Origin of the sequence: Microbulbifer sp. YPW1 (genome assembly GCF_013367775.1) — a bacterium.
Taxonomy (GTDB): Bacteria; Pseudomonadota; Gammaproteobacteria; order Pseudomonadales; family Cellvibrionaceae; genus Microbulbifer.
The window spans coordinates 4,026,194-4,043,690 of sequence record NZ_CP055157.1; the positions used below are offsets into that span (position 1 = coordinate 4,026,194).

Annotated in this window: 16 protein-coding genes; 7 read left to right on the forward strand and 9 right to left on the reverse strand. The window is 58.5% G+C overall.

Annotated elements, in window-relative coordinates:
* Positions 1-20 precede the first annotated feature (20 nt).
* Positions 21-623, reverse strand: coding sequence for a Fe-S biogenesis protein NfuA (gene nfuA, locus HUW35_RS16350; RefSeq protein WP_078085912.1), 603 nt, complete (start codon positions 621-623; stop codon positions 21-23).
* A 99-nt stretch (positions 624-722) separates the two neighbouring features.
* A complete protein-coding gene (locus tag HUW35_RS16355) occupies positions 723-1,400 on the reverse strand; it encodes a type 1 glutamine amidotransferase domain-containing protein (protein WP_181253279.1) in 678 nt (225 codons plus the stop codon).
* 269 nt (positions 1,401-1,669) lie between these two features.
* Here HUW35_RS16355 and metH point away from each other — a divergent pair, with 269 nt between their 5' ends.
* The gene (gene metH / locus HUW35_RS16360) at positions 1,670-5,377 is read left to right on the forward strand and encodes a methionine synthase (RefSeq protein ID WP_255463350.1); all 3,708 of its coding nucleotides are present in this window, start codon (positions 1,670-1,672) and stop codon (positions 5,375-5,377) included.
* Between the two features lie 112 nt (positions 5,378-5,489).
* A complete protein-coding gene (locus HUW35_RS16365) occupies positions 5,490-5,702 on the forward strand; it encodes a DUF2970 domain-containing protein (protein WP_078085915.1) in 213 nt (70 codons plus the stop codon).
* 118 nt (positions 5,703-5,820) lie between these two features.
* Here HUW35_RS16365 and HUW35_RS18920 read toward each other — a convergent pair whose 3' ends face one another.
* Positions 5,821-5,955 (reverse strand): hypothetical protein, encoded by a 135-nt coding sequence (locus HUW35_RS18920; RefSeq protein ID WP_255463351.1) that lies wholly within the window; start codon positions 5,953-5,955, stop codon positions 5,821-5,823.
* 295 nt (positions 5,956-6,250) lie between these two features.
* Between HUW35_RS18920 and HUW35_RS16370 the strand changes: the two genes are divergently transcribed.
* Together HUW35_RS16370 and HUW35_RS16375 are read left to right on the forward strand one after the other, a co-directional pair.
* Entirely contained in the window at positions 6,251-7,915 is a 1,665-nt protein-coding gene (locus HUW35_RS16370; protein WP_181253281.1) for a nitrite/sulfite reductase, read from the forward strand.
* Positions 7,899-8,468 (forward strand): DUF934 domain-containing protein, encoded by a 570-nt coding sequence (locus tag HUW35_RS16375; protein ID WP_181253282.1) that lies wholly within the window; start codon positions 7,899-7,901, stop codon positions 8,466-8,468. The genes HUW35_RS16370 and HUW35_RS16375 overlap by 17 nt, the downstream gene beginning before the upstream one ends.
* A 22-nt stretch (positions 8,469-8,490) precedes the next feature.
* Here HUW35_RS16375 and HUW35_RS16380 read toward each other — a convergent pair whose 3' ends face one another.
* The 5 genes from HUW35_RS16380 to HUW35_RS16400 form a co-directional block, all read right to left on the reverse strand.
* Complete coding sequence (locus HUW35_RS16380; protein WP_181253283.1) at positions 8,491-9,561, reverse strand: ArsA family ATPase; 1,071 nt, start codon at positions 9,559-9,561, stop codon at positions 8,491-8,493.
* Positions 9,561-9,854, reverse strand: coding sequence for a cory-CC-star protein (locus HUW35_RS16385; protein WP_219932612.1), 294 nt, complete (start codon positions 9,852-9,854; stop codon positions 9,561-9,563). Before HUW35_RS16385 ends, HUW35_RS16380 begins: the two co-directional genes overlap by 1 nt.
* An 83-nt stretch (positions 9,855-9,937) precedes the next feature.
* A complete protein-coding gene (locus HUW35_RS16390) occupies positions 9,938-11,614 on the reverse strand; it encodes a carbon starvation protein A (RefSeq protein WP_181253284.1) in 1,677 nt (558 codons plus the stop codon).
* A 154-nt stretch (positions 11,615-11,768) separates the two neighbouring features.
* On the reverse strand, positions 11,769-12,500 hold the full coding sequence (locus HUW35_RS16395) for an MliC family protein (RefSeq protein WP_181253285.1): 732 nt from the start codon (positions 12,498-12,500) through the stop codon (positions 11,769-11,771).
* Between the two features lie 24 nt (positions 12,501-12,524).
* A complete protein-coding gene (locus tag HUW35_RS16400; protein ID WP_181253286.1) occupies positions 12,525-13,748 on the reverse strand; it encodes a CaiB/BaiF CoA-transferase family protein in 1,224 nt (407 codons plus the stop codon).
* 232 nt (positions 13,749-13,980) lie between these two features.
* On the opposite strand from HUW35_RS16400, the gene HUW35_RS16405 reads away from it, so the two are divergent.
* The gene (locus tag HUW35_RS16405; protein WP_181253287.1) at positions 13,981-14,325 is read left to right on the forward strand and encodes a DUF962 domain-containing protein; all 345 of its coding nucleotides are present in this window, start codon (positions 13,981-13,983) and stop codon (positions 14,323-14,325) included.
* Here HUW35_RS16405 and HUW35_RS16410 read toward each other — a convergent pair.
* Positions 14,322-15,707, reverse strand: a complete 1,386-nt coding sequence (locus HUW35_RS16410; RefSeq protein ID WP_181253288.1) for a TyrR/PhhR family helix-turn-helix DNA-binding protein — start codon at positions 15,705-15,707, stop codon at positions 14,322-14,324. The two genes, HUW35_RS16405 and HUW35_RS16410, sit on opposite strands and share 4 nt — an antisense overlap.
* A gap of 219 nt (positions 15,708-15,926) precedes the next feature.
* On the opposite strand from HUW35_RS16410, the gene phhA reads away from it, so the two are divergent.
* Together phhA and HUW35_RS16420 are read left to right on the forward strand one after the other, a co-directional pair.
* Entirely contained in the window at positions 15,927-16,727 is an 801-nt protein-coding gene (gene phhA / locus HUW35_RS16415; protein WP_181253289.1) for a phenylalanine 4-monooxygenase, read from the forward strand.
* A 295-nt stretch (positions 16,728-17,022) separates the two neighbouring features.
* The gene (locus HUW35_RS16420; protein WP_078085925.1) at positions 17,023-17,493 is read left to right on the forward strand and encodes an Lrp/AsnC family transcriptional regulator; all 471 of its coding nucleotides are present in this window, start codon (positions 17,023-17,025) and stop codon (positions 17,491-17,493) included.
* Positions 17,494-17,497: the final 4 nt, after the last annotated feature.

Genomic DNA, 17,497 nt, shown 5'->3' on the forward strand with positions numbered 1-17,497 from the left:
TAAGCCCGAACAGACGGAACTCAATAATAAGCCTGGGACTTGTCCGTGTGGTCGGTGATGTCTTTCACCCCGGCCAGCTCCGGAATTTTCTCCAGCAGGGTTTTCTCAACCCCCTCTTTCAGGGTCATATCCACCATGCCACAACCCTGGCAACCACCGCCGAATTTCAACACGGCGTACATGTCGTCGGTAACGCTCTCCAGGGTCACCTGGCCACCGTGGGATGCCAGGCCGGGGTTAACGTCGCTGTAGAGGACATAGTTGATGCGGTCCTCGATGGGACTGTCGTCGGTAACCTTGGGCATGCGGGAGTTGGGCGCGCGAATGGTAAGCTGACCACCCATTTTGTCCGACGCGTAGTCGACCCGCGCTTCGTCCAGATACGGTACGCTGCGGCCTTCAAAGTACGCTTTGAAGCCATTCAGCTGCATTTCCAGATCACCCTCTTTCTCTTCACCGGGGCGACTGTAGGCGATACAGGTCTCCGCGTTCGGCGTGCCCGGATTAGACACGAACATACGGATGGCGATGCCTTCGCAATCCTGCTTGGCCAGCAGGTCGCGCAGGTATTCCTGAGCGGAATCGGTGATGGTGACGTTCAATTCTGACGGTTGTTCTGACATAAACCTTCTCAATTAACCGGTTTGGCGCAACCGGGCTTCAAATAACCGAGCGCACGGGTCGGGTATTTTACGCCCAACCGCGCTCAAGTTAAACCGGCGTCACGCCAGCGCCCCCAGCAGCGCCCTGGCGGTGGCCTCGGAAGAGGCCGGATTCTGGCCGGTAATCAGCAATCCATCGGTACAGACATGGCTCTGCCAGTCATCCCCTTTCGAGTAGTCTGCGCCGCGCTCTTTCAGCATGTCCTCGACCAGGAACGGCACGATATCCGTAAGGCCCACACCCTCCTCTTCGCTATTGGTGAATCCGGTAACACGGCGCCCTTTCACCAGCGGCTCACCGTTTTCATCCACCGTGTGGCGGAAGACCGCCGGTGCGTGGCACACCGCACCCACCGGCTTTTCGGCCCGATAGAAGCCCTGAATAATGGCGATGGAACGCTGGTCTTCCGCCAGATCCCAAAGAGGGCCGTGGCCGCCGGGGTAGAAGACCGCATCAAACCAGTCGGTATCTACATCGTCCAGGGTCTTGGTATTGGCCAGGGCCTCCTGTGCCAGGGGGTCACTCCTGAAACGCCGGGTGGCGGCCGTCTGCGCGTCATCAGCGTCACTCTTTGGATCCAGCGGCGGCTGCCCCCCCTTGGGAGACGCAAGAGTCACTTCTGCACCTGCATCTACGAAGACATAGTAAGGGGCGGCGAACTCCTCCAGCCAGAAACCGGTCTTCTCACCGGTATTCCCCAGCTCATCGTGCGATGTCAGTATCATCAGTATCTTCATTGGACCTCCGCCCATTCGTTTTCGGGTTTCAATAACTCTAGGCTCACAGGTGGTGATCCGTAAGCGGAAATTCCACCCCCCCTCCCCCCTGTGTCTGTAGATCATTTGGTTACATGCATATACGCAGATGATCTTCCCGGCGCCTCCCGCTGATAGCCCCATGGCCTGCTGTGGCGCCGCTTTGTGCTAAGATTGCCGCCCTTTTTTGAACACCCGGTACTATTCAGTCGGTAGTCAGTCGGTAATCAGTCGGTAACAAGGAAATGACCATGTCGGAGAATCGGTCTCAGCAGTCCCGTGACCAACGTCTGCAACAGCTTCACAGCGCCCTTGCGGAGCGCATCCTGATACTGGATGGCGCCATGGGCACCATGATTCAGCGGGAGAAGCTGGAAGAAGCGGACTACCGCGGTGAGCGATTTGCCGATTACCCTTCCGACATCAAGGGCAATAATGACCTGCTGGTCCTGACCCAGCCGGACCTTATCGAGCGCCTGCACAAGGAATACCTCGAGGCCGGTGCCGATATCATCGAAACCAACACCTTCAACTCTACGCGCCTGTCCCAGTCCGACTACGACATGGAAGACCTGGTGCCGGAGCTGAACCGGGTAGCCGCTGAGGTAGCGCGTCGCGCGGCGGATGCGCTGTCGACACCCGAGAAGCCGCGTTTTGTCGCCGGCGTGCTTGGCCCGACTTCCCGCACCGCCAGTATCTCCCCGGATGTAAACGACCCGGGCGCACGCAACGTCACATTTGACGAGCTGGTAGACAATTATGTCGAGGCTGCAGAACACCTGATCGACGGCGGTTCCGACCTGATCCTGATCGAAACCATCTTCGATACCCTGAACGCCAAGGCCGCCATTTACGCGCTGAAGAAAGTCTTCCAGCAGCGCGGCTACGAGCTGCCGATCATGATCTCGGGCACCATTACTGACGCTTCTGGCCGCACCCTGTCCGGGCAGACCACGGAAGCCTTTTACTACTCGGTGGCCCACGCCAACCCACTGTCTGTTGGTCTCAACTGCGCCCTCGGCGCCACCGAACTGCGCCCCTATGTGGAAGCGCTGTCGGGCGTCTGTGCAGAACACGTCTCCGCACACCCCAATGCGGGTCTGCCCAACGAATTCGGCGAATACGACGAAACCCCGGAAGAAACCGCGGCGATCGTGGCGGAGTTTGCCCAGAGTGGATTCCTCAATATCCTCGGCGGCTGCTGTGGCACCACCCCGGAACACATCCGCGCGATTGCCGACGCGGTCGCCGATATCAAGCCGCGCAAACTGCCGCAACTGAAACCGGCGCTGCGCCTGTCAGGCCTCGAACCCTATGTGGTGGATGAAAACGCCCTGTTCGTGAATGTAGGCGAGCGCTGTAACGTCACCGGTTCCGCGCGCTTCAAGCGCCTGATCATGGAAGAGGATTACGATACCGCCCTGCAGGTAGCGGCCGCCCAGGTAGAAGACGGGGCCCAGGTAATCGACTTCAACATGGATGAAGCGATGCTGGATTCCGTTGCCGCCATGCGCCGCTTCCTGAACCTGTGCGCCACCGAGCCGGACATTTCCAAAGTGCCGTTCATGGTGGACTCTTCCAAGTGGGAAGTGATCGAAGCGGGCCTGCAGTGCATCCAGGGCAAGCCCATCGTCAACTCCATCAGTCTCAAGGAAGGCGAGGAAGACTTCGTCGACAAAGCGCGCTCGTGCCTGATGTACGGTGCGGCGGTGGTGGTCATGGCCTTTGACGAGAAAGGCCAGGCGGACACCTTCGAACGCAAAACAGAGATCTGTAAACGCAGTTACGACATCCTCGTGGACAAGGTCGGGTTCAACCCGTCCGATATCATTTTTGACCCGAATATTTTCGCGGTTGCCACCGGTATCGAGGAGCACAACAACTACGCAGTGGACTTTATCGAGGCCACTGCCTGGATTCGCCAGAACCTGCCCGGCGCCAATGTCTCTGGCGGTGTTTCCAATGTGTCCTTCTCGTTCCGCGGCAACAACCCGGTGCGCGAGGCAATCCACTCGGTATTCCTGTATCACGCGATCAAGGCCGGCCTCAACATGGGTATCGTCAACGCCGGCCAGCTGGCGGTCTACGACGACCTGCCGGAAGAGCTGCGTGAAAAAGTAGAGGACGTCATCCTCAACCGCAGTGACGAGGCCACCGAGGCACTGCTGGATATTGCCGAGAAATACCGCGGCGATGGCACTGCGACAGAGCGCAAGGAAGACCTTGCCTGGCGCCAGCTGCCGGTGAATGAGCGCCTCGCCCACTCCCTGGTAAAAGGCATCAACAATTTTATCGAGGAAGACACCGAAGCCGCTCGCCAGCAGGCCACCCGTCCGCTGGATGTGATCGAAGGCCCGCTGATGGACGGCATGAACATCGTTGGCGACCTGTTCGGTGAGGGCAAGATGTTCCTGCCCCAGGTGGTGAAATCCGCGCGGGTGATGAAACAGGCGGTGGCCTACCTGCAGCCCTATATCGAGGAAGAAAAAACCGTCGACAGCAAGCCCAACGGTCGCATCCTGATGGCGACGGTAAAGGGCGACGTACACGATATCGGCAAAAATATCGTCGGCGTGGTGCTGGCCTGTAACAACTTCGAGGTGATCGACCTGGGTGTGATGGTGCCTGCGGAAACCATCCTGCAGACCGCCAGGGAAAAGAACTGCGACATCATCGGCCTGTCCGGCCTGATCACTCCGTCCCTGGATGAAATGGTGCACGTCGCTGCGGAAATGGAGCGTCAGGGTTTCGATATCCCGCTGATGATCGGTGGTGCCACCACTTCCAAGGCGCACACCGCGGTAAAAATTGATCCGCAGTTCAACCGCAACCAGACTGTTTACGTGGCGGACGCGTCCCGCGCGGTGGGTGTGGCCAGCAACCTGCTGTCTGACGAGCTGCGTCCGGCATTCGTCAAAGGCATTCAGGAAGAGTACGACAAGGTGCGCGAGCGCACCGCAAACCGCAAGCGCAATGACCCGCGCCTCACCTACAAGAATGCCCTGCAGGCGGGACCGCAATTAGACTGGGACAGCTTCGAACCCAAAGTGCCGAACAACCCTGGTCTCACCGTGCTGGATGACTTCCCACTGGAAAAACTGGTCGACACCATCGACTGGACCCCGTTCTTCATTTCCTGGGATCTGGCCGGCAAGTACCCGGCCATCCTGAACGATAAAGTGGTCGGTGAAGCAGCCACGGATCTGTTCAAAAATGCCCAGACCATGCTCGCCGACATCATCGACAACAAACGCCTTACCGCGCGCGCGGTGTTTGGCCTGTGGCCGGCAAATGCCGACGGTGACGATATTATTGTCTACACGGACGAAAGCCGTAGCGAAGAACTCGCGCGCCTGCACCAGATGCGTCAGCAGGTACAGAAGCGCGGTGGCGATGGCCTGTGTCGCTCCCTGGCCGATTTTATCGCCCCGGTGGGCTCAGGCGTGGCCGACTATATCGGTGGCTTTGCCGTAACTACCGGGATCGGCGCCGACGAGCTGGCCGCGGAGTACGAGGCCAAGCACGACGATTACAGTGCAATCATGGTCAAGGCGCTCGCCGATCGCCTCGCAGAATCGTTCGCCGAATACCTGCACCGCGAGGTGCGCCGCAACTACTGGGGATACCAGCCAGCGGAAACCCTCAGCAACGAAGAGCTGATCAAGGAAGCCTACTCCGGCATCCGCCCGGCCCCGGGATACCCGGCCTGCCCGGATCACACCGAGAAGGCCACCCTGTTCAAGCTGCTGAACGCTGAAGAAAATGCGGGGATCGAGCTGACATCGAGCTTTGCCATGATGCCGGCCGCCGCAGTCAGTGGCTGGTACTTCGCCCACCCGGAATCCAAGTACTTCAATGTGGGCAAGATCAGCCGCGATCAGCTGGAGAGCCTTGCGGAGCGTAAAGGCATGACCGCAGAGGAACTGGAACGCTGGTTGCGCCCGAACCTGGAGGATTGATCGCGGCGCATCCCAACTGGCAGGTGCCTGCCTTGCAGGCGAACCGTTATTCAGGTTCACTTCGACTGTGAAGTTCGCCTGCAAGACAGGCTCCTACTAATGGGGATTCGGAATGGACGAAGAGAAAAAACAGAAACCGTCTTTCGGCCAGGTAGTACTCAGCACCCTGGCCGCCGCAATCGGCGTACAGTCGAACAAGAATCGGGAAAGGGACTTCAAGGGCGGCAGCATCAAGACGTACGTGGCTGCAGGGCTGATTTTCACCGCCCTTTTTGTGATCACGCTTGTGCTGGTGGTCAAGACCGTATTGAGCAATATGGGCTAGCGCCCAGTTTCCATAGGGATCCTGGGGCGAGCTTTTGATCCGCTTTTGATGAAAAGCGGATCAGCAGGACCTACCCTACGCACTCCAGCCTGTTACAGACAGAGCCCGCAGGCTTTATTCAGCCCTGTGAGGCAACCCAGAAAATACAGGTGGCGACGAAAATTGCCACCAGAGCAACCGCCGCAATGGCGTCTACTGCATTATCGCTATCGTCTGATACAACTACTACATCTCGTGCTACTTGATCGTTCATCGGAATACTCCGTCACTCAAGAAATCATTATTGTTTTTAAAGGTAGCAGTACCGCTTGAAAACGCGGTTTCTCAAGTAGATCAAATCCCCGCAGGAGGCGCAATAGCACAGCAAATCGCCATTTCTCAGTCTGCCTCGCTCTTATAACCGTCGGTTACTAAGGTAGCGAAAAAAATTGTTATTTTTTGTATAAGGCGGCTGGTATGTTATGCGCCACTCAGGGTATCAGGTAGGGTCCAAAGCACCCTTCTAACGCCCCGTAGCGGCGTAAAAAAAGCAATGGAATCAAGCTCTTATGTATCGATACGACGAACAGGACCGCAAACTGGTTCGGGAACGGGTGGCCCAGTTTCGGGGTCAGACCGAACGCTATCTCGCCGGTGAGCTGAAAGAAGAAGAATTTTTGCCCCTGCGCCTACAGAACGGCCTGTATGTGCAGCGGTTGGCACCGATGCTGCGTATCGCTGTGCCCTACGGCCTGATGAATAGCGCGCAAGTGCGCCGCCTGGCCCATATCACCCGCAAGTACGACAAGGGCTATGCCCACTTCACCACCCGCCAGAACGTACAGCTGAACTGGCCAAACCTTGAGGATGTGCCGGACATTCTGGCCGAGCTCGCTGAAGTGGAGATGCACGCCGTACAGACCAGCGGTAACTGTATCCGCAATACCACCACCGACCAGTTTGCCGGCGTCGCCCGGGACGAACTGATCGACCCGCGTCCCTACTGCGAGCTGATCCGTCAGTGGTCTACCTTCCACCCGGAATTCGCCTTCCTGCCGCGCAAGTTCAAGATCGCCGTGTGCGGTGCAGAGCAAGACCGCGCAGCCATTCGCGCCCACGATATCGGCGTGCAGATCGTAAAGAATGACCAGGGCGAGACCGGCTTCCAGATACTGGTGGGCGGCGGCCTGGGCCGCACTCCGATTCTCGGTGTCGCGATCCGCAATTTCCTGCCGGAAAAACACCTGCTCTCCTACCTGGAAGCCATCGTGCGCGTATACAACCAGCTGGGCCGCCGCGACAACAAGTTCAAGGCGCGCATCAAGATTCTGGTGAAAGCACTGGGTCCGGAAGAGTTTGCCCGTCGCGTGGAAGCGGAATGGGAGCAGATTAAAGATGGCGCCGACCAACTGACACCGGAAGCAATCAGCTGGGCCCAGCGTTTCTTCCCGGAGCCCGCCTACAAAACTATCGACAGCGGGCACAGCGAAGCCGTGCTGCGCGACCAGGCCGGCGAAGATAAGGCTTTTGCCCGCTGGCTCGAGCGCAACACTTTCCCGCACCGGGTGCCCGGCTATCAGGCGGTCACCCTCAGCACCAAACCCACCGGTATTCCGCCCGGCGACGTGACTGACCGCCAACTCGAGGCAATTGCCGACCTGGCAGACCAGTACAGCTTCGGTGAAGTGCGGGTTACCCACGAGCAGAACGTGGTTCTGGCCGACGTAGAGCAGGAAAAGCTGTTCGAACTCTGGCAGGCGGCGCGCAAGCAGGGCTTTGCCACGCCGAATATCGGCACACTGACCGATATGATCTGCTGCCCCGGCGGCGATTACTGCTCCCTGGCCAATGCGAAATCCATCCCGGTTGCGGAGGCAATTCAGCGCAAGTTTGACGACCTGGATTACCTGTACGACCTGGGCGACCTGGACCTGAACATCTCCGGCTGTATGAACGCCTGCGGCCACCACCACATCGGCCATATCGGCATTCTTGGCGTGGACAAAAAAGGCGAGGAGTTCTACCAAGTACAGCTGGGCGGCAGCTCAAACGAAAAAGCCAGCCTCGGCAAGGTACTGGGCCCGAGCTTCTCCCGCGAGGAAATGCCGGAGACCATTGGCAAGATCCTCGATGTGTTCGCGGAAAACCGTCAGCCCGAAGAACTGTTTATCGACACCTACAACCGCATCGGGCTTCAGCCTTTCAAGGAGCGAGTATATGCCAAAGCCAGCTAAGTCCTCTGTAAAGAAGCCGGTGGGCGCGCAACCGGAGAACCCGGCGCAACTGATACTCGATGGTGCCGTTGCAGACAACGAATGGAACCTGTTGCCCCTGGGTGACGAAGCCGAAATCACAGCCGACAACCTGGCCCCAGGCAAGGTTATTCTGCCGCTCAGTGTATGGCTGGAATTGCGCGAAGACTTGCAGGAACGCAAGGAAGAGATCGGTGTATGGCTGGACAGCGATGAAACCGCAGACCTGGTCGGCGAATATGCCGCAGAGCTGCCGTTGATCGCCGCACACTTTCCCGCATTCACCGACGGCCGCGGCTTTACCGTGGGTCGACTGTTGCGTGAACGCTATGGCTTTACCGGTGAGATTCGCGCGGTAGGCAACTTTATCCGCGACCAGCTGACCTACCTGACCCGCTGCGGCTTCAACGCCTTTGCCTACCAGGGAGATCAACCACTGGAAGGCTTGCTGGAATCCCTGAGCGATTTCACCGACAGCTATCAGGCTGCCGTGGACCAGCCCCTTCCCATCTTCCGTCGTCGCGCACTGGCCTGAGCCACACCGCCAACGGATACGATCAATGCCCGGCAGGCTCCCTGCCGGGCTTTTTTTGTTTGTGGGCCGCAGGTTTCGCCGCAGCTGCCATCACATCCGCCATCTGCTGCAACCCTTCCATCCCCTGAATCAGGCCCCCGCGCATGGGAATTTGAATTTGCGGCAATGCGGACAGCTGCTCTGCAACCTGCGAAAGCACCACACCCTGCTGTCGATAGACACCACGCAAGAACGGCACCTGTTCAGCCTCCACAGGCAGAATGCGATTCAGCACCAGCCCGGCGACCGGAACCTGATGGCTATCCAGCGCCGCTACCGCCCTGCGGGTTTCCTGCAGGGGCAGAAGCTCCGGGGTCATGACGAAGAGAAAGCCGGTAAGCTCCGAGTCCTTCAATACGCTCGCGGCGTCGCGAAAGCGGGCCTGACGCTCAACCAGCGGCGCCAGGGCGGCTGGTGTCGCATCACTATTTCCTGGTTTTGCACCATCTTTTGCGGGCTCAAGACGAGACAAAATACCCCGGAATCGTTCCGCGTGTTTTTTCTGTTGTAGCAGGCCCGTGGCCCAGGTATTCATCAGCCCTGGCAGTGACATCAGGCGCAGAGTGTGTCCGGTGGGCGCGGTATCGAAGACAATCAGGTCGTAGTTTTCGCGCTGTTTTATCAAACGGGTAAGTGCGTCGAGTAACGCGGCCTCTTCCGCCCCGGGCGCGTGACGGGTCAGGTGTAATTGCTTTTCCAGCGGGCCGCGCATATTGAGAGAGATATGCGGCAGCATCTGCTTGCGTACGGATTCCAGGTAATCGTCCAGTACGGTATCCGGATTCAGTTCCAGCACTCGCAGGGCAATGTCTTGCCACGGCAATCGCCCTTCTCCGCCGTCACATTGACACCCGAATATGTCCGCAAGGTTGTGCGCAGGATCCGTAGAAACCAGCAGGGTTTTCTGGCCGCGCTGTGCGGCCATCAATGCGAGGGTTGCAGCGACCGAGCTCTTGCCGACGCCACCCTTGCCGCCGACCAGCAGTAGACGTCGCTTGAAAAGCGTATCGAGATCCAGTTGCTGCGCCGTTTTTTCGGCCATTTTCTGAGCCATTAGCAACACCGCATCTCATCGAGCGGAGAGCGCTCCATTCCCATTCGCTGGTGCCACTCGTGGAAGCGCTCCAGCATAAGCGGCTGCAACTCCAGGGTATAAAGACTCACCGGGTTCGGGATTCCGAGGGATTCGGCGTACACGAGCAGCATGAACAGGTCTTCTTCATCCCGCTCGGCGCGCGCCAGGGCACTGCGATAAGGGCCACTGTAATAGGCTTCCAGCTGCTCACCAATCCTGCGAAAAACCAGCTTCAGGTTTCTCGGTAATACCGCCTTGTTCGATGGTTCCATCCACGCATCCTCAACTCCGTTTATCCGACTTCAGGTTGGTCCCGACGCTTTACCCGAAGCTGTACAAGCAGGGACAGGCGAAACTACAACTCCTCGCCCACTGGCTGTTTTTCGGTTTTGCGAAAGGCGGCAACGCACTCTAGTGTCACCAGGATCGCAGCCACCAGCACAACCAGATCCAGGCTCAGCAGGAACCAGTCTTCCTTACGGTAAAACTCGTTCAGCTGGATCAGCAATGCGGCCAGAGTCATCATCAACAGAAATACCAGTGGTACCAGCGTGATCCACACCGGTCTTTTCAACCGCACCAGCATCACCGTAATCACCAGCAAAGTAAGCCCCGCCAGCAACTGATTGGTGGTACCGAACAGCGGCCAGATCAGCAGGCCACCACTGCCATCGGCACCTCCGGCACCGAAGGCGAGCAATACGCAACACCCCACGGCCATCAGCGTGGCGGGCAGCGGCTTGCCAAGCCAGCGGATACCGTAGATTTCACCAAATTCCTGGAAGATGTAGCGCTGCAGGCGCAGGCCGGTATCCATGGTGGTACCGGCAAACAGGGCCGCCATAACCGTCAATATGGTGCCGGATATCGCCGTATCGATGCCGACACCGCGATTCAGGATAACCGCACCACCGTCGACAAATGCCTGCACCCCGCCCTGTCCGAATGCGCTGTACACTGACTGCCATTCTTCAAGAGTGGCGAAGCCCGCACAGGCGGCGATGATTGCCGCCAGGGCCAGGGCGCCCTCGCCCACCGAGCCAAAATATCCCACAAAGCGGGCATCGGTTTCCCGGTTCAGCTGCTTGGAGGTCGTCCCCGAGGCAACCAGCCCGTGAAAGCCCGATATCGCGCCGCACGCAATAGTGACGAACAACAGCGGAATCAGTGGTGGCGCCCCCGCCGGCACATTGTGATTGAACATTGGCGCCACCACTTGCGGACTTCCGATCAGCACCGCGGCATACAACAGGATCAGGCCCACAAACAGCTGCAGCCCGTTGATGTAATCGCGTGGCTGAAGCAGCACCCATACCGGTAACAGGGATGCGATGGCGGCGTAGGCAAACAGAATAAGGATCCAGGCGGCGCTGGCGGAAAGCCCGGCCACCGTTTCCGGCAGGGAAACGGGCACGGAGGGGCCGATAAAGATCAGCCCGTAGAGCGCCGCCACACCAAACAGGGAGACCAGCCCGAGATTGAATTTGAAACGGTAAATAAGTTGCCCGATCACCAGCGCAACCGCAATCGCGCCCCAAATCGGAACCACGGAACCGGGGTTTTTGATCAGCAATCCTGCGATCACCACACCGAAAACCGCATTGACCATCAGCAGGACCAGGAAGATGACAATCATGAAAATACTGCGGGCGCGCTTGCCCACGACATGACCGGTCAGCGAGCCGATCGACAGACCGCGATTGCGCACACTGGCCCAGATGGCCCCGCTATCGTGTACGCCGGCGAAAAAGACAGTGCCGAATACCACCCACAAAAATGCAGGCAGCCAACCCCAGATAACGGCGATGGCGGGCCCCACAATGGGTGCAGCTCCGGCAACAGAAGTGAAGTGGTGCCCCCAGAGCACAAATTTGCTGGTGGGCACATAGTCCACCCCGTCCTCAAACTCGTGGGCCGGGGTAATGAACTCGGGATCAAAGCGATAGATACGGTCGGCAATAAACCGCGAATAGAAAAAATACCCGGCAGCCATACCCCCAAGACCGAGCACCATCAGAAGGATCGCATTCATGCCAACATTCCCTGTTATGCATTATTTCGCGGGCGCTGCGCCTTAAAGACCACGGGACAAGCCGCGCTTACAGGAGTGATACTAGCCCAGACGCGTTATACATCGCGGCAATTTGGCGCGACTCCCCCCTTCTTGGCGTGCAAATGTTCGGCTATCAGCTGCGAACTTTACACTGCATTTCTATACCGTCCGCACCCCAGGTAATTTTTGCCTCTCCCTGATGCTCCCAGATACTTTCGTTGCGACCGCGATAGAGGCTGCCACTGGCCGTGGGCTCGATGAACATCAGCGACTCCTCCCCCTTGTATTGCGCCATCGCGGCAGGTGGCTCAGTGGGATAGTAGGTCGCGGTCACTTCGCTGCCATCGCAGAGATAGGTGACGGGCCCGCGACCGGGGAGCAGCGCGTACCGCGCCTGTAAAGTCGCGATCTGTCGCTTGTAGCTGTCTTCGGTACAGGCGCGCTTGTCCTGCGCTTTCCAGCAGTCGTTGCGCCCTTTGATCCAGCCCCGCTGGCGCGCCTTGAAATAGCGGTCCTGCTGGGCTTTTTCCGTCTTGGCCGCCGCCGCAAACACCTCGGCCATCTGCTGATCCAGCAGCGCAAGGCCACTGTCTCTACATATCAGCTGCTCGATGGAACTGCTGAGCTGCTGATCGCAGTCGTAGGTCGGCTTGACGTCTTCTGGCGGAGGCGCATTTTCAGATCCAGTGGCAACCGGCTGTAGCTGTTCTGAAGCCCGACCTTCCGACGCCCCGCTTCCTGAAGTCCCGTTTTCAGAAAACTCGGGCTCGGAAGCCTGCGGTGGTACCGAGTCGCCCTTGCTGCACCCTGTCGCGGTCACCGCCGAAATCAGCGAAAGCAGGATTGCTCGTCGCAAATTGAACATGCCAGGCCTCCTGAAGAAATGAAATCAGATCACGCCGTCTCGTCTCAGTTGCGCAATATCGTCGGCACTGAGCGACAGCATGGTCTCCAGCGTTTCGTCGGTATGCGCCCCCAGTGTGGGCGGCGCGTTTTGATATTCCAGCGCGGATTCGGAAAAACCGACAGGATTGCGCACGGTTTTCACGCTGCCCGCAGTGGGGTGCTTCTGTTCAACCACCATGCCCCTCGCCAGCACCTGTGGATCGGCGAAAACCTGTTCCAGATTATTGATCGGCCCGCAGGGTACGTGGGCATCGCTCAGCTTCTCCAGCCACCAGGCCGCGGGCTTTTCCTGGGTCGCCCGCTCTATGACCGGAACCAGAGTCTCCCGCGCCCCCACCCTCGCGGAATTGGTGGCATAGGCAGGGTCCTCGGCAATGCTATCGAGCCCGGCAATACTGCAAAACTTCTTGAACTGGGCATCGTTACCCACCGCAAGCATGAAATAGCCATCACTGGCGGGCACCGCCTGGTAGGGAACAATATTCGGGTGGGCGGTTCCCTGGCGCTCCGGGCTCACCCCGGAAGTGAGAAAATTCTGGGCCTGGTTGGCCAGCCAGGCGACCTGGGTATCCAGCAGGGCAAGGTCGATCTGCTGGCCCTCACCGGTTCTGTCCCGATGAATAACTGCCGCCAGCACTCCGGAAACCGCATACATACCGGTCATCAGGTCGGCCACCGCCACGCCCACTTTCTGCGGGCCGGCTCCGGGCTGCCCCTCGGGCACGCCGGTCAGGCTCATCAGTCCGCCCATCCCCTGAATCATCGCATCGTAGCCCGCGCGCGCGGCGTAGGGCCCGGTCTGCCCGAAGCCGGTAATGGAGCAGTAGATGATTTTCGGGTTGATCGCCTTGATCGACGGGTAGTCCAGGCCGTACTTCTTGAGCCCACCCACCTTGTAGTTTTCCAGCACTATGTCGCATTGCGCTGCGAGTTGCTTGATCAGCTCCTGCCCTCGCGGTTGGGTGATATCCACGGTGATCGATTTTTTACCGCGATTGGCACTCAGGTAATAGGCAGCCTCGCCGGTATCGTTGCCATCGGCATCCTTGAGAAAGGGAGGCCCCCAATGCCGGGTATCATCCCCTTTTCCGGGGCGCTCAACCTTGATGACTTCCGCCCCAAAGTCCGCCAGTACCTGGCTCGCCCAGGGGCCTGCGAGTATGCGGCTGAGATCCAAGACTTTTAAATGTGCGAGAGGGCCGGCCATAGTTTTACCCTGCGTATGCCTGCGTGTAAGAATGAAAACGTGATCACAAATCACGAGGCGCAAACATTAACAGATTTGGAACTGATTGGTCTAAATTCGCTGGCCACTTACACTGCCAGACCACGGCCAGACAAGTGTCCTGTGTAAACCAGTGTAGGCCGCCGATGCCGCATACAATGGGACGACGCCACAATACGAACAACGAGCAGAAGAACAATCAATAGAGACAGCGATGAACAATCCCGAAACCGAATCCAGCATCCAATCCGGGGATACCCCAAAGTTCGATTCCTTCAAGGCGTTTTATCCGTTTTATCTGAAAGAACACAGCAACCTGACCTGTAGACGCCTGCACTTCATCGGCACTGCCCTGGTGATCACCCTGCTTATTGCGGCACTGGTCACACAGCGCTGGGGCCTGCTGGCCGTAATGCCCATTGCGGGCTATGGATTTGCCTGGGTGGGTCATTTTTTCTTTGAGCACAATCGCCCGGCCACCTTCAAAAACCCCTTTTATTCCCTGTGGGGCGATTTCGTCATGTTCAAGGACATACTGCTGGGCCGGATTGAACGCTAGCGCGCAGCCTGGCCCAGGCTAAGGCCAAATTTGCGTAATTTATTGGCAACGGCGGTGTGGGAAATTCCCAGCCGCTGTGCCAGCTCCCGGGTAGAGTGTCGGCCTGGACCCAGTGTTTCCAGCAGCTCTACAAGAATGGCCCGCTCCACCTTTTCCATCTGTTCCGGCAGGGTCAGACCACGCCCCCAATCCCGCCAGGGCAACTGCTCATTTGCCGGCGCCAGGGGCAAATCCTCGATACGCAGGGTAGCGCCACCACGACCCTGCACATGGGCAAGCGCCGCACTAAGACAGTCCGACAACCCCGCGAAATTCGTCGGCCAATCCTGTAACGCCAGGGCGTGGACCGCAGCGGAATCCAGGGCGACAGCCGAGTCCTCGAGTATCAATTGGATAAACCCTGCGAGTGCCGGACGCATGGCCCGGAGTGGTGGCAAGGTAATTTGCTGGGGCTCCAGCAGCTGGCGCAATGGCAACGCCAGAGCCGCAAGTGAAGTGGCGGAAAAAACCAGGCGCGGGCGAATTCTTCCCCGCAAAATACAGTCCGCAAGTGCCTGCTGCTGCGGCGCGGGCGCAAGGTCCACATCATCCAGCAACACCATGGTGTCATCGGGCATGGCCTGTAATTCTTCTAGCTGGCGCTGGCTGAAATCCATACCGGCATATTCGCGAAGCTGTCCCCGGGCCGCGATCGGGCTCAGGTAGTACGCCGCTCTCGAGAAGGTGCTCTTTCCGGTGCCCTTCTCACCGCAGATCAGCATCGGCTCATCCAGCGGCGCCATCTGCTGAAGCCGCAGGCAGCTGTCCCGGCGCCTGTCGAGATCCCACAAGATCTGTTGCGGCGGCGCCTCCTGCGCGGAGGAGTCCCCCCGCGCCTGCATAGTGAGCACCGCTCCGGCCAGGGAGGCCACCGCACCCGGGGCCTCTGCCAACGCGATGGGCGACCAATCCACTACAAATTCCTGTCCCCGCACCGTGACCGGGAACCCGTATCGCGGCGCAGTAATCCCCCGCAGCAGTTCTGCCAGCTGCAGGCGCGGTAGAAAACGCTGCAGAGCCATTCCGGCCACCTGGCTGTGACTCACCCCGAAGGCCCGTGCCGCCGCCTGATTGGCCGCCACGATAAGACCATCCCTATCCACTGACAGCACCGGGTAGGACACATGGCGGAGCAGCGTATCCAGCTCAAAGTGGCGTCGCTCCGACGGAATCAGCTCGATTCGACGCACCTGCCGCACGCCCCGCACCCGGTGCAGGGACTTCTCGATGGACTGGTACTGGGCCACCAGCAGACCGGGTGCAGACAGGTAGACCTTGTCTCCACTGTCGCCACCAATCTCACCAGATCGCACATTAACGCGGTAATCCGAGAATATTGACATTATTTCTTGCAATATTCCCACACGATCACTGCAGGTTATCTCTATTCTCATACCCGAAATGTAAACTTTAATTTACAAAAAGTGTAGCTCCAACCCCGAGGCGACATCGCATTCTGCGTCCCGCCCCCTGCCATCCAACGCCGGGAGTGTCTAAGAATAGAGAGAAGATAAAAACAGACGAGGCGGCATCTGAACCGCCCGCGCACTCAGGAGATCCTCATGAGCAGTGATAAAAAGCCCAGCAAGTACGTCGCCCGTGAACCGGACGCCAACGGCTTTATCGAGTACACCGACCTGGAGCACGACACCTGGCGACGCCTGATCGAACGCCAGCTGGAAGTGGTGCCAGGCCGCGCCTGTGACGAGTATCTGCACGGCCTTGAGCTACTCGACCTCCCCCGCGATCGCATCCCGCAACTGGCCGAGGTCAGCGATGTATTGCGCAGAGAAACGGGCTGGGAGTGCGCCCGGGTCCCCGCCCTGATCGGATTCGAAACTTTCTTCCGCTTGCTGTCCGAGCGCAAATTCCCGGTAGCTACCTTCATCCGCACGCCCGAGGAATTCGACTACCTGCAAGAACCGGACATCTTCCACGAGATCTTTGGCCACTGCGCCATGCTCACCAACCCATCGTTTGCCAATTTCACCCAGAAATACGGAGAACTAGGCCTCAAAGCCTCGCCCAAAGAGCGCGCCTACCTGGCCCGCCTCTACTGGTTTACCGTGGAATTTGGCCTGATGAACACCGAAGACGGCTTGCGTATCTACGGTGGCGGCATCCTGTCCTCCCCCAAGGAGACGCTGTACGCGCTCAGCGATGCGCCCATTCGCGCGCCCTTCGAGGTGGTCGACGCCCTGCGCACTCCATACCGGATCGACATAGTGCAGCCCATCTACTATGTGCTCGACCAACTGGAAACACTGCAGCAGCTCACCGAGATTGACCTGATGGCGCGCGTGCGCGAGGCCATGGCCGCGGGCCTCTACGAACCGCTGTTCCCACCGAAGGAAGCCGCATAAAGCTTCAGGACAATTTTCCAACATACCCCTGTTGTTTGGCCGGGCATTGCCCGGCTTTTTTGATCCCGCTATTCGCGCGCCCAAGTCCCAGAGAATAATTCCACTACTGATGCCGCAGAACTGAGATTATCGTTACCGGCAAGACAAGGGGCACGGTAAAGGATTCTTTTACAGCCTGTGAAAGTCGGATCCCGCCGTGCCCGCCAAAATTACTGGGGTATTTTGTTGCTATGGAGAGCCACCTGAACGACTCCGATGGAACCCATCCCCGCTTTTTCGGGAGATTTGTAGCACTATGTCCTCACTCGATGCGATTGATCGACAACTTCTTGCCATACTTCAATCTGATGTTAGTCTCTCCATCGAAGAGCTGGCCGAGCGCGTGGGCCTCACCAAGACCCCGTGCTGGCGCCGGATTCAGAAATTGGAGAAGAGCGGCATCATCCGCCGGAAAGTTGCCCTGCTGGATGCAGAGGTACTCGGCCTGCCGGTATCCGTGTTTGCCCAGGTAAAAACCAATCAGCACAGCGCAGAGTGGGCGGAGTCCTTTTCTAACGCGATGGCAGATTTACCGGAAGTGGTGGACTGTTACCGTATGGCCGGGGACTACGACTATATTCTCAGGGTCGTGGTCAGCGATGTGGCCTCCTATGATCGCTTTTACAAAAAGCTGATCGCCCACTCGGGGATTTCCGACGTGGCCTCCAATTTCGCCATGGAGCAGATTAAAAGCACTACGCAACTGCCCATACCGCCGGGAGATTAAAACC

What these genes read in the sequence shown, in the direction of transcription:
- nfuA (WP_078085912.1), bottom strand. Translation starts at nt 623, where the DNA reads ATGTCAGAACAACCGTCAGAATTGAACGTCACCATCACCGATTCCGCT.
- HUW35_RS16355 (WP_181253279.1), bottom strand. Translation starts at nt 1,400, where the DNA reads ATGAAGATACTGATGATACTGACATCGCACGATGAGCTGGGGAATACC.
- metH (WP_255463350.1), top strand. Translation starts at nt 1,670, where the DNA reads ATGTCGGAGAATCGGTCTCAGCAGTCCCGTGACCAACGTCTGCAACAG.
- HUW35_RS16365 (WP_078085915.1), top strand. Translation starts at nt 5,490, where the DNA reads ATGGACGAAGAGAAAAAACAGAAACCGTCTTTCGGCCAGGTAGTACTC.
- HUW35_RS18920 (WP_255463351.1), bottom strand. Translation starts at nt 5,955, where the DNA reads ATGAACGATCAAGTAGCACGAGATGTAGTAGTTGTATCAGACGATAGC.
- HUW35_RS16370 (WP_181253281.1), top strand. Translation starts at nt 6,251, where the DNA reads ATGTATCGATACGACGAACAGGACCGCAAACTGGTTCGGGAACGGGTG.
- HUW35_RS16375 (WP_181253282.1), top strand. Translation starts at nt 7,899, where the DNA reads ATGCCAAAGCCAGCTAAGTCCTCTGTAAAGAAGCCGGTGGGCGCGCAA.
- HUW35_RS16380 (WP_181253283.1), bottom strand. Translation starts at nt 9,561, where the DNA reads ATGGCTCAGAAAATGGCCGAAAAAACGGCGCAGCAACTGGATCTCGAT.
- HUW35_RS16385 (WP_219932612.1), bottom strand. Translation starts at nt 9,854, where the DNA reads ATGGAACCATCGAACAAGGCGGTATTACCGAGAAACCTGAAGCTGGTT.
- HUW35_RS16390 (WP_181253284.1), bottom strand. Translation starts at nt 11,614, where the DNA reads ATGAATGCGATCCTTCTGATGGTGCTCGGTCTTGGGGGTATGGCTGCC.
- HUW35_RS16395 (WP_181253285.1), bottom strand. Translation starts at nt 12,500, where the DNA reads ATGTTCAATTTGCGACGAGCAATCCTGCTTTCGCTGATTTCGGCGGTG.
- HUW35_RS16400 (WP_181253286.1), bottom strand. Translation starts at nt 13,748, where the DNA reads ATGGCCGGCCCTCTCGCACATTTAAAAGTCTTGGATCTCAGCCGCATA.
- HUW35_RS16405 (WP_181253287.1), top strand. Translation starts at nt 13,981, where the DNA reads ATGAACAATCCCGAAACCGAATCCAGCATCCAATCCGGGGATACCCCA.
- HUW35_RS16410 (WP_181253288.1), bottom strand. Translation starts at nt 15,707, where the DNA reads ATGTCAATATTCTCGGATTACCGCGTTAATGTGCGATCTGGTGAGATT.
- phhA (WP_181253289.1), top strand. Translation starts at nt 15,927, where the DNA reads ATGAGCAGTGATAAAAAGCCCAGCAAGTACGTCGCCCGTGAACCGGAC.
- HUW35_RS16420 (WP_078085925.1), top strand. Translation starts at nt 17,023, where the DNA reads ATGTCCTCACTCGATGCGATTGATCGACAACTTCTTGCCATACTTCAA.